The sequence below is a fragment of the Streptomyces sp. NPDC019443 genome, from assembly GCF_044389785.1.
Lineage (GTDB): Bacteria > Actinomycetota > Actinomycetes > Streptomycetales > Streptomycetaceae > Streptomyces.
On the sequence record NZ_JBIRYJ010000012.1, the window covers coordinates 121712 to 132977 of the forward strand.

The window sequence follows — 11266 nt, forward strand, 5'->3', positions numbered from 1 at the left end:
CCCGGTTTGTTGGAGAGGCTGCCTGTCTGCCCTGTGGCATGCACTACAAAAGGGCCTGTCTGTTTGGTGAATGAAAGATGCCCCGCCTAGCGTCGGTCCGGCTGTCCGCCAGTTGCCCGCCGCACCCGCGGCATCGGACAGTCATCGCCGAGTCCCCGTCAGGCGCGAGCCTGGGGAGCCGGGGACCCAATCAGTCCCTGGGGTGAATCGGACGCCTTCGCACCGTGCGGAGGGGCCCGTAGGAGACCTTCCTGCTCCGAACCCGTCAGCTAACCCGGTAGGCGAGAAGGAAGGAAAGGATCAGCCACTACATGGCGTTCACCCGTGCCACCGGGAAGCACCGTGCCCCGAGCCGTCTGACGCGCAAGAGCGCGAGCATGGCGGGCGTCGCGGCCCTTGCCACCACCGGCGTCATCGGAACCCTCGCTTCCCCGGCGCTCGCCGCCGAGCCCGGTGCCACCGCGGTCGAGGACACCGGCCTGACCCAGATCGTGGCCGCCGACTCGCTCGCCGACCAGATCGCCGACCAGGCCGCCGCCCAGAAGCAGGAGGCCGCAGAGGCCGCCGCCAAGGCGAAGGCCGAGGCTGAGGCCAAGCGCAAGGCCGAGGCCCGCGCCAAGGCTGCCCGCGAGGCCAAGGAGCGCGCCGCCCGTGAGGCCGAGCGCAAGCGCCTCAACTCCTTCGTCTCGCCGATCTCCGGCTCGTACGTCTCCACCGGCTACAAGACCGGCGGCGCCGTCTGGTCCTCCGGCAGCCACACAGGCATCGACTTCCATGCGGCGTCCGGCACCACCGTGCACGCGGTCGGCTCCGGCACCGTCGTCGAGGCCGGCTGGGGCGGCGCGTACGGCAACAACGTCGTGATCAAGATGAACGACGGCTCGTACACGCAATACGGCCATCTCTCGTCGATCAGCGTCTCAGTGGGTCAGAGCGTCACCCCTGGCCAGCGGATCGGCCTCTCAGGCGCGACCGGCAACACCACCGGGCCACACCTCCACTTCGAAGCCCGCACCAGCCCGGAGTACGGCTCCGACATCAACCCGGTCGCGTACCTGCGCGCGCACGGCGTCGGCGTCTGAGCGACACCCGAGTGGACGAAGGCCCCGGCCGCCGCCGGGGCCTTCGGTGTTCGGTCCTCTGGCCAAAAGATATCCATGAATTTCCAGGTGCCATCGGAAAATCCGGCCCACTGCAATAGAGTCACCGAACAGGCGTCAATCGGCTGCGTTTCGCGCGGATTAAAGCGGAGGTTCGGTCATGCGCATTCCCGCGCACTCGGTATGCACGGCGATCCGCGACGACATCGTCTCCGGTGTATTCGAGCGCGGCAGCCGGCTCACCGAGGAGCAGCTGGCGCGCCGCTACGGCGTCTCCCGGGTCCCCGTGCGCGAGGCCCTGCGCACGCTGGAGTCCGAGGGTTTCGTCACCACTCGCCGGCACGCCGGCGCCTGCGTCGCCGAGCCCACCGAGCAGGAGGCGGCCGACCTGCTGGAGGTCCGGATGCTGCTGGAGCCGCTGGGCGCTGCCCGGGCCGCCAAGCGCCGTACGGAAGCGCACCTCAAAGTCCTGCGTGGTCTGGTCAGGCTGGGGCAGGAGCGGGCCCGCCGTGGCCAGGGCGAGGATCTGCGCTCGCTGGGCGGCTGGTTCCACGAGACGCTCGCCCAGGCCTCCGGCAGCCCCGGTCTGACCGCCCTGCTCACCCAGCTGCGGCACAAGATCACCTGGATGTACGCCGTCGACCAGCCCGCCAAGCCCATCGAGTCCTGGGCCGAGCACGGCGCGATCGTGGACGCCGTGGCGCGCGGCGATGTGGAACGGGCGCGGGCGCTGACCGCCCTGCATGCCGAGCGGGCCACGGCCGCGCACCGGCTGCGCGGTCCCGAGCGGGTGAGGACTTCGCAACATGCCGTAAACACCGCGAGCGCCCGTAATTAACAGCCGCACCGTATACAAAGAGAAGATATTCGTGGGGCGGATTTTATGCTGCCCGAATTCATGGTGCCCGGACCGCAAAAAGCGGAGCCGCGGTCTCCCGAATTCGGGATGCCGCGGCTCCGTCGTTGAGCAATTCGACTGGCAGGTTCAGACGGTCTCGGGAAGCTCTTCGAGCCCCTCGGCAACCAGCTTGGCCAGACGGTCCAGGGCGGCGTCGGCGCCGTCCGCCTCGGAAGCGAGCACGATCTCCTCGCCGCCCTGAGCGCCCAGGCCGAGCACCGCGAGCATGGAGGCGGCATTGACCGGGTTGCCGTCAGCCTTGGCGATCGTCACCGGGACGCCGGCGGCCGTGGCGGCACGGACGAAGATGGAAGCGGGGCGGGCGTGAAGGCCCTCGGCCCAGCCGACATTGACGCGGCGCTCAGCCATGGTGTTGCCCTTCAAGTCTTAGCGGTTGTCTAGACCAGTCTCTCATGCGTTGCGGCGTGCTCGTACCGGCCTTGGGCCGGGGGCGGCCGCCGATCGGATCTCCCCAGACTGCCCGCGGCCAACGGCCGCCGCTACTGGTGGGTGAGCCTTACGCTTTCGGCATGCAGACCGAGCCGGACCACGCCTACCCCGATCACTGGGAAGCAGACGTGGTGCTGCGCGACGGCGGCACCGCACGCATCAGGCCCATCACCACCGAGGACGCCGAGCGACTGGTCAGCTTCTACGAACAGGTCTCGGACGAGTCGAAGTACTACCGCTTCTTCGCGCCCTATCCACGGCTCTCCGCCAAGGACGTCCACCGCTTCACCCACCACGACTACGTGGACCGGGTGGGTCTCGCGGTCACGGTCGGCGGCGAATTCATCGCGACTGTCCGCTACGACCGGATCAACGCGCAGGGCCGCCCCGCGAGTGCCCCTGCCGACGAGGCCGAGGTCGCCTTCCTCGTGCAGGACGCCCACCAGGGGCGCGGGGTCGCGTCCACGCTGCTCGAACACATCGCGGCGGTCGCCCGCGAGCGCGGGATCCGGCGCTTCGCCGCCGAGGTGCTGCCGGCCAACAACAAGATGATCAAGGTGTTCCGGGATGCCGGCTACACCCAGAAGCGCAGCTTCGAGGATGGCTCCGTCCATCTGACCCTCGACCTGGAGCCGACCGCCGAGTCCCTCGCCGTGCAGCGCGGCCGCGAGCAGCGCGCGGAGGCCCGCTCCGTGCAGCGCCTCCTCGCGCCCGGATCGGTCGCCGTCATCGGCACCGGCCGTGCGCCGGGCGGTGTGGGCCGAACCGTGCTGCGCAACCTCCTCGATGGCGGGTACACCGGGCGTACGTACGCGGTGAACCGCGCCTTTCCCGAGGGGCAGCGAGAGGTGGACGGCGTACCCGCCTTCCGCTCGGTCGGCGAGATCGGGGAGCCGGTCGATCTCGCGGTCGTGGCGGTTCCCGCCGAACGGGTACCGGAAGCGGTCGCCGACTGCGGCGAGCACGGCGTCCAGGGTCTGGTCGTCCTCACCGCCGGATACGCCGAGAGCGGCGCGGCCGGGCGGGAGCGGCAGCGCGAACTGGTGCGGCAGGCCCGCTCGTACGGCATGCGCATCATCGGCCCGAACTCCTTCGGCATCATCAGCACATCGGACGCCGTCCGCCTCAACGCCTCCCTCGCGCCTCAGTCGCCGGCGCCGGGCCGTATCGGCCTGTTCACCCAGTCCGGCGCGATCGGTATCGCCCTGCTGTCGGGCCTCCACCGGCGCGGCGCGGGCCTGTCCTCCTTCATCTCGTCGGGCAACCGCGCGGACGTGTCCGGCAATGACTTTCTGCAGTACTGGTACGAGGACCCGGACACCGATGTCGTCCTGCTGTACCTCGAATCGATCGGCAACCCGCGCAAGTTCACCCGCCTCGCGCGGCGTACGGCGGCGGTGAAGCCGGTCGTCGTGGTCAAGGGCGCCCGCCACAGCGGCAGCGAGCCGCCCGGGCACGCGGTGCCGGTGACCCGGATCCCGGACGCCACGGTCGGGGCCCTGCTGCGCCAGGCGGGCGTGATCCGCGTCGACACGGTCACCGAACTCGTCGACGCGGGCCTGCTGCTGGCGGGCCAGCCGCTGCCGGCCGGGCCGCGGGTGGCGATCCTCGGCAACTCCGAGTCCCTCGGCCTCCTCACCTACGACGCCTGTCTCGCGGAGGGCCTGCGCCCGCTGCCGCCGCGCGACCTCACGACGACGGCCACTCCGGCGGACTTCCGGGCGGCGCTCGCCGAAGCGCTGACCGGCGATGCGTGCGACGCCGTCGTGGTTACCGCGATCCCGTGGGTGGGCGAGAACGGCGTCACGGAATCGGGTGACGGCGAGGTCCTGGCGGCGGCCCTGCGCGACGCGGCGGCGACGTCTCCGGCAAAGCCGGTGGCCGTGGTCCACGTGGAAATGGGCGGCCTGGCCGAGGCGCTGGCAGCGGCCACGAGCACGCGTACGAACACGGCCCCGGCAGTGGCCACGAGCACGCCCCCGGCAGCGGCCACGAGCACCCGCACGGGCACGGCCCCGGCGACCGACGACCCGGACCCTGGCGCCGGCCACAAGGCACCGGAAGCTGCCGCGCGGCCCGCAACCACCCCCCGCCGTCCCCCGGGGCAGAGCGCGTCCCCCGTGTCCGCCGCCGCGCGCTACGGGGCCCCGGCCCCCACGACCGCCCCGCACGACTACCGCATCCCCGCCTATCCCGCCGCCGAGCGCGCCGTCCGCGCGCTCTCCGAGGCGGTGAAGTACGCCCAGTGGCGCCGGGGCGCCGCCGAGCTCGGCAAGGTCCCCCAGTACGAGGACATCGACGAGCCCGGCGCCGCCGCCCAGATCGACGCGCTGCTCGGCGAGCACGCCGACCCCCGCGGCATCACCCTCGCCCCCGCCGCCGCCCACGAGCTCCTTTCCCGGTACGGCATCTCCGTACGGCCGACCCTCCCCGCCCCAGGCCCCGACGACGCCGCGCGGGCAGCCGCCCGCCTCGGCTATCCCGTCGCCCTCAAGACCACCGCCCCGCACCTCCGCCACCGCGCCGACCTCGGCGGCGTACGGCTCGATCTCGCCGACGAGGTCCAACTGCGGCAGGCATACCACGAGTTGACCGAGGTCCTCGGCAAGCCCGAGGAGCTGCAGCCCGTCGTGCAGGCCATGGCCCCCCGCGGTGTCGACACCGTCGTGCGCGCCGCCATCGATCCCGCCGTCGGCGCCGTGCTCTCCTTCGGGCTCGCCGGTGCCCCCTCCGAGCTGCTCGGTGACACCGCCCACCGGCTCGTCCCCGCCACCGACCGCGACGCGGCCGAGCTGATCAGGACCATCCGGACCGCGCCCCTTCTCTTCGGCTGGCGCGGCTCCGCGCCCGTCGACACCCCGGCACTCGAAGAGCTGCTGCTACGGGTGTCACGGCTGGTCGACGACCACCCGGAAGTGGTCGCGGTCAGCCTCGAACCGGTCGTCGTCGCCCAGCGCGGCCTCTCCGTGCTCGGCGCGTCCGTCCGCCTCGCGCCACCCCCCGCCCGCACCGACCTCGGCCCCCGGCGACTCCCCAGCTACTGAGCGCTCACCCGCCCCGCGGCCCCGTAGGATGGACCGCATGGCGAAGACCGGTACGACGACCCAGGGGCTGCGCGCGGCGATCGAGCGCAGCGGCTACTACCCGGCCCTCGTGGCCGAGGCGGTGGAGGCCGCTGTCGGTGGTGAGCAGATCGCGTCGTACCTGGTGCACCAGGAGACCACCTTCGACGCGAACGAAGTGCGCCGCCATGTCACCGTCCTCGTCCTGACAGTCAACCGCTTCATCGTCAGCCACACCGACGAGCAGGCCGCCGACTCGTCCTCCCCTACGCCGTACGCCACCACCTCCACCGAATCGGTCAAGCTCGGCCGGATCTCGTCCGTCGTGGTCAGCCGCGTCGTCGCCAACCCCGAGTCGTACACCCCCGGCACCCTGCCCCGCGAGGTCGTCCTCACCATCGGCTGGGGCGCCGTATCCCGCCTCGACCTGGAGCCCGCCGCCTGCGGCGACCCCAACTGCGAGGCGGACCACGGCTACACCGGCAACTCCACCGCCGACGACCTGAGCCTGCGCGTCAGCGAGGCCGGGGACGGTCCGGACGCCGTCCGCCAGACGCTTGCCTTCGCCCAGGCACTCTCCGAAGCTACGGCAGCCACGCGCTGATGGCTCAGCCCGCAGCCTGGCCGGAGGAACCCGTTCCCCTCGCTCTCGACACCGCGCCCGTCCCCGATTACGGCACCGGATCGCTCGCCGATCTGCTGCCGACGCTCGCCGCGGGCCAGGGGGTGCCGGGCCTGACCCAGTCCATCCCCGAGCTCACCCCCGCCGACCGGAACTGCGTGTTCCTGATCGACGGCCTCGGCTGGGAGCAGATCAAGGCCCACCCGGAGGAGGCCCCGTACCTCACCTCGCTGCTCGCCACTTCGCGCGGCGGCACGGGACGGCCGATAACCGCCGGCTTCCCCGCCACCACCGCCACTTCGCTGGCCTCCGTCGGCACCGGCCTGCCGCCCGGTGCGCACGGTCTGCCCGGCTACACCGCGCGCAACCCGGAGACCGGCGAGCTGATGAACCAGCTGCGCTGGAAGCCGTACACCAATCCAAGGGCCTGGCAGCCGTACCCCACCGTCTTCCAGCTGGCCGACGCGGCAGGCGTGCACACCGCGCAGGTGACGTCGCCGACCTTCGAGCACACCCCGCTCACCAAGATCGCGCTCAGCGGCGGCAGCTTCCTCGGCCGGCTCTCCGGGGAGGAGCGAATGGACCTCGCGGCTGACCAACTGGCCGCGGCAGACCGGTCATTGGTCTACACGTACTACAGCGACGTGGACGGCAAGGGCCACCGCTTCGGAGTCGACTCCGACGCCTGGCGCGGCCAGCTCATGTACGTCGACCGGCTGGTGCAGCGTCTCGCCGAGCAGCTCCCGCCCCGCGCGGCCCTGTATGTCACTGCCGACCACGGCATGATCGACATTCCCTTCGACGAGCAGTCGCGCATCGACTTCGACGAAGACTGGGAGCTGCGCGCGGGAGTCGCCCTGCTGGGCGGCGAGGGCCGGGCCCGCCATGTCTACGCCGTCCCCGGCGCCGAGTCCGATGTGCTCGCGGTCTGGCGCGAGGTGCTCGGCGAGCAGTTCTGGGTGGCGAGCCGGGACGAGGCGATCGCCGCCGGCTGGTTCGGCGCGCGGGTCGATGAGCGGGTGTTCGGGCGGATCGGCGATGTCGTCGCCGCCGCCCACGACGACGTGGTGATCACCGCATCCGTCAATGAGCCGCACGAGTCGATGATGGTGGGGATGCACGGCTCGATGACCCCCATCGAGCAGCTCGTCCCGCTCTTCGAAGTACGCTCATAAGCGCCCGTGGACGCTCCTCTCACGCAGACCCGAAAGGTCCTCAACTCCCCATGCCCGAGCTGGTGTTCTTCTCCGGAACGATGGACTGCGGAAAGAGCACCCTCGCTCTTCAGATCGAGCACAACCGGTCCGCGCGCGGCCTCCAGGGGATGATCTTCACGCGCGACGACCGCGCGGGTGAGGGCAAGCTCTCCTCCCGGCTCGGCCTGGTCACCGACGCGGTCGAGGCCGCGGAGGGCTTCGACTTCTACGGATATCTCATCGCCCATCTCTCCAAGGGCGGACGCTGCGACTACGTCATCGCCGACGAGGCGCAGTTCCTCGCGCCCGAGCAGATCGACCAGCTCGCGCGCGTTGTCGACGACCTCGACCTGGATGTCTTCGCCTTCGGCATCACCACCGACTTCCGCTCCAAGCTCTTCCCCGGCTCGCAGCGGCTCGTCGAACTCGCCGACCGGGTCGAGGTGCTGCAGGTCGAGGCGCTGTGCTGGTGCGGCGCGCGGGCCACGCACAACGCCCGTACCGCCGGCGGGGTGATGGTCGTCGAAGGCGCCCAGGTCGTCGTCGGCGACGTCAACCAGTCGCCGGACGAGATCGGTTACGAGGTGCTGTGCCGGCGCCACCACCGGCGGCGGATGACCGCCGCCACCGCCCGCGCCGCCGCGCTCTCCCCGGACGTCCTGCCGGTCGAGGTCGCCGACGTCAGCGACCGGCCGTCCGTACGACCGTGAAGACGGCGCCCTCCGGGTCCGCGACGGTCGCGGTCCGCCCGCCGGTATCGTCCCTCGGTGCCTGCAGCACATGCCCGCCGAGCTCCATCACGCGGCGTGCGGCCTCGTCGGTGTCCTCGACCTCGAAGTACGTCATCCAGTGCGTGCCCCGGTCGCGCGGCAGGGCATGGCCCACGCCGTGCAGGGCGGCGACCTGCCGCCCATCCAGATGAAGCGTCACATAGTCGAAGTCGGCCGAGACAGCCCGCTCCAACTCATAGCCGAAGACCGCCTGGTAGAACTTGCTGACCGAAGCGGTCTCCGTGGTCAGCAGCTCTTCCCAGACCGGTGTGCCGTGCGTGCCGTACACGGCGGTGCCGCTGAGGGCGGCCCGCTGCCAGATGCCGAAGACCGCGCCCGCCGGGTCGGTCACGATGGCCAGCCGGCCCGCGTCCCCGGCATCCAGGGGGCCGACGCCGACCGTGCCGCCGTAGCTCCTGATCTTTTCGACGGTCGCGTCCGCGTCGTCGGTCGCCAGGTACGGCGTCCAGGCGACCCCGAGATGCCGGTCGGCCGGGAGCCGGCCGATGCCCGCGACCTCCTTGCCGTCCAGCAGCGCGCGGACGTACGGCCCGAGCTGCTGCGGGCCGGGTGCGAACTCCCAGCCGAACAGCTCTGCATAGAAGGTCTGGGTCGCGTCAAGGCTGTGCACCATCAAGCTCACCCAGCAGGGCGCGCCGGGTGTGTGCCGAGTCGCCTCGGTCATCGTCACTCTCTCCTCGGACCATCGTGGTGGTCGTGCGGGGGACCAGATACGCGCCGTTGTGCGGAACGGTGTGCGCCCCGTGCAGATGCTCGCACCCCCCGGCGTCCGGTGCGCCCCGGCCGCGCCGCTTTTGGCCGGTTCCCGATGGAGGATGCCCGTTTTGGCAATAACCATCCGTTTCGGAGGCGCTACTCTCTGCCCGGCCGCTGCGCAAGGATGGACACATGAACCCCATCGTTTCCGCGACCGATCTCGCGAGCGAGCTTGCCGGAGCCCGCCCTCCGGTGCTCCTGGACATCCGCTGGCAGCTGGGCGGGCCGCACGGGCGGCCGGACTACGAGGCCGGTCACATCCCCGGCGCGGTCTTCGTCGACCTGGACGCGGAGCTGGCCGGCCCGCCCGGCGACGGCGGCCGCCACCCGCTGCCGGATCCTGAGACCTTCGGCGCGGTGATGCGCAGGGCGGGCGTTTCGGCCGGTTCGCCGGTTGTTGCGTACGACGGCGGCCAGGGCTGGGCGGCGGCCCGCGCCTGGTGGCTCTTGCGCTGGACGGGCCACACGGACGTACGAGTCCTGGACGGGGGACTCGCCGCGTGGACGGGACGGCTGGAGACCGAGACCCCCACCCCCGCCGAGGGCACCTTCACCCCCGCACCGGGCGCGCTCCCGCTCCTGGACGCCGACGCGGCGGCTGCCCTGGCCCGCTCGGGCATCCTCCTCGACGCACGCGCGGCGGAGCGCTACCGGGGCGACGTCGAGCCGATCGACCGGGTCGGCGGACACATCCCGGGCGCGATCTCGGCCCCGACGACGCAAAACGTCGACCAGGAAGGCCACTTCCTCCCGCCCGGGGAACTCGCGGCCCGCTTCGCCAAGCTGGGAGCCTCCGAGACCACGCCCGAGGTGGGCGTCTACTGCGGCTCCGGCGTCTCTGGCGCGCACGAGGCACTGGCTCTGGCCATCGCGGGCTTCACTCCGGCGCTGTACGCGGGCTCCTGGTCGCAGTGGTCCAGGGACGAATCCCGCCCGGTGGCGACGGGCCCCCAGCCGGGCTGACGCCCGGGCATGCCAGGGGGCCCGGCACCGTCGTGGTGCCGGGCCCCTGCGCAGTCGGTCGAGGCCGGCGCGCCCTAGTCCTGCTTCTTGCGGCGTGTGCCGAACACGATCTCGTCCCAGCTCGGCACCGCCGCGCGGCGGCCCGGGCGGACGCCGTCCGCCTCCGCCTGCCTGTCCGTCGTACCTGTCAGGCGGTCGCGGTGGCCCGCCACCGAGCGCGGCATGAGCACGTCCGCGTACGCCGAGCCCGCGCCCGCCGAGGCCGCCGGAGCGACCGGCTCCTCCGCCTCGGGCTCCTGGACGGGCTCCGTCGCAGGAGGCTCCGGCGGTGCGGGCCGCTCGGGCACGACCATGTCGCCCCGGAAGCTCGGCACCGCCTCCAGCAGGCTCGTCAGGGAGTCCCGCTCCCCGCCGCTCTCCTCCGGCTCGGCCGAAGGCACGGGCGGGCGCTCCATCTGGCGGTCGAGCGCGCGGTCCAGCGGACGGTCCCGCGGCAGCCGTGCGATGCGCGGTACGAACGGAAAGCTCGGCTCCTGCGACGCGATCGTGTCGTCCGTCTCGCCGATCAGCGCGCGAGCCTCGTCGTCGACGGCCTGGACGAGCCGCCGGGGCGGGTCGTACGTCCAGCTCGCCGAGTGCGGCTCGCCCGCCACCCGGTAGACAAGCAGGACCTCCCAAGTGCCGTCGTCCCGGCGCCAGGAGTCCCACTGCACGGTGTCCTTCTCGGCGCCGCGCAGCGTCAGCCGCTCCTGCACCGCCTCACCGAGCTGCGGCCCGGTGTTCTCGCCGGGACGGCGTACGGGAGTCTTGCGCGCCCGCTCCGCCATGAACGCACGCTCCGCGAGCACGGGGCCCTCGAAGCGCCGCACCCGGTCGACCGGAATGCCGGCGAGCTGCGCGACCTCCTCGGCGGAGGCTCCGGCGCGTATACGTGCCTGGATGTCGCGAGGGCGGAGATGGCTCTCCACCTCGATCTCGATCTGGCCGAGGCGGGCGCGGTCATTGCGCACGGCAGCGCGCAGCCGCTCGTCAATCGGAAGCGTGTACTCCGTGCTGTCCGCAGCCTTGAGCACCAGTCGTGTGCCGTCGTTGGAGACGGCCACGACACGCAGTTCGGGCATGGGGACCTCCCGGGTGGTGCCTGCCGACGTCACGTGCGTCGCTGCTTCCGCTAGTCGAGTGTGGCCTGCCCGGGTGCAGCCTGCCACAACCTTGCCGAGTTGCCCGGCGTGTCGGGCACAGGCCCTGGATCGCCGTTATGGCACGGTTACCTATTTGCCACTCTGAGTAACAGGTCGGTCACTCTATGCATCCAGTACCCATGCGGTGCCGCGGCGCCGCCGGATCGAGCGCCGCTTTCGGCCCCCTACCTGGGGTCCGGACACCCGAGAGGGAGGCCGGGCCCAGGGCTCGCCACAGTACTCCATT

The 11266-nt window shown here is 71.8% G+C and carries 10 protein-coding genes and 1 riboswitch; of the genes, 7 read left to right on the top strand and 3 right to left on the bottom strand.

The genetic code is table 11. From position 1 onward, the window contains the following. Window positions 1-135 precede the first annotated feature (135 nt). Window positions 136-299: riboswitch (cyclic di-AMP (ydaO/yuaA leader) on the top strand. 12 nt (window positions 300-311) lie between these two features. Both ACH492_RS29965 and ACH492_RS29970 read left to right on the top strand, forming a co-directional pair. After that, window positions 312-1082 carry a M23 family metallopeptidase gene (locus ACH492_RS29965; RefSeq protein WP_398990999.1) on the top strand — a complete coding sequence of 257 codons (771 nt, stop codon included), beginning with the start codon at window positions 312-314 and terminating at the stop codon, window positions 1080-1082. Window positions 1083-1260: 178 nt separating this feature from the next. Beyond that, window positions 1261-1938: a GntR family transcriptional regulator gene (locus ACH492_RS29970; RefSeq protein ID WP_398991001.1), complete on the top strand. Its 678-nt coding sequence runs from the start codon at window positions 1261-1263 to the stop codon at window positions 1936-1938. A gap of 147 nt (window positions 1939-2085) precedes the next feature. On the opposite strand, the gene ACH492_RS29975 is transcribed toward ACH492_RS29970, so the two are convergent. Continuing rightward, window positions 2086-2367 (bottom strand): HPr family phosphocarrier protein, encoded by a 282-nt coding sequence (locus ACH492_RS29975; RefSeq protein ID WP_398991003.1) that lies wholly within the window; start codon window positions 2365-2367, stop codon window positions 2086-2088. A 161-nt stretch (window positions 2368-2528) separates the two neighbouring features. On the opposite strand from ACH492_RS29975, the gene ACH492_RS29980 reads away from it, so the two are divergent. From ACH492_RS29980 to ACH492_RS29995, 4 genes are read left to right on the top strand one after another with little or no spacing between them, the layout of a single operon-like run. After that, a complete protein-coding gene (locus ACH492_RS29980) occupies window positions 2529-5492 on the top strand; it encodes a GNAT family N-acetyltransferase (protein WP_398991005.1) in 2964 nt (987 codons plus the stop codon). A gap of 37 nt (window positions 5493-5529) precedes the next feature. Beyond that, entirely contained in the window at window positions 5530-6114 is a 585-nt protein-coding gene (locus ACH492_RS29985; protein WP_398991006.1) for a DUF5998 family protein, read from the top strand. Then, a complete protein-coding gene (locus tag ACH492_RS29990) occupies window positions 6114-7307 on the top strand; it encodes an alkaline phosphatase family protein (protein ID WP_398991008.1) in 1194 nt (397 codons plus the stop codon). Before ACH492_RS29985 ends, ACH492_RS29990 begins: the two co-directional genes overlap by 1 nt. A 50-nt stretch (window positions 7308-7357) precedes the next feature. Next, the gene (locus ACH492_RS29995; RefSeq protein WP_398991010.1) at window positions 7358-8038 is read left to right on the top strand and encodes a thymidine kinase; all 681 of its coding nucleotides are present in this window, start codon (window positions 7358-7360) and stop codon (window positions 8036-8038) included. On the opposite strand, the gene ACH492_RS30000 is transcribed toward ACH492_RS29995, so the two are convergent. After that, window positions 8010-8783, bottom strand: a complete 774-nt coding sequence (locus tag ACH492_RS30000) for a VOC family protein (protein WP_398991012.1) — start codon at window positions 8781-8783, stop codon at window positions 8010-8012. The two genes, ACH492_RS29995 and ACH492_RS30000, sit on opposite strands and share 29 nt — an antisense overlap. 224 nt (window positions 8784-9007) lie before the next feature. On the opposite strand from ACH492_RS30000, the gene ACH492_RS30005 reads away from it, so the two are divergent. Then, complete coding sequence (locus tag ACH492_RS30005) at window positions 9008-9838, top strand: sulfurtransferase (RefSeq protein ID WP_398991014.1); 831 nt, start codon at window positions 9008-9010, stop codon at window positions 9836-9838. A 74-nt stretch (window positions 9839-9912) separates the two neighbouring features. Here ACH492_RS30005 and sepH read toward each other — a convergent pair whose 3' ends face one another. Next, window positions 9913-10959, bottom strand: a complete 1047-nt coding sequence (gene sepH / locus ACH492_RS30010) for a septation protein SepH (RefSeq protein ID WP_398991015.1) — start codon at window positions 10957-10959, stop codon at window positions 9913-9915. Window positions 10960-11266: the final 307 nt, after the last annotated feature.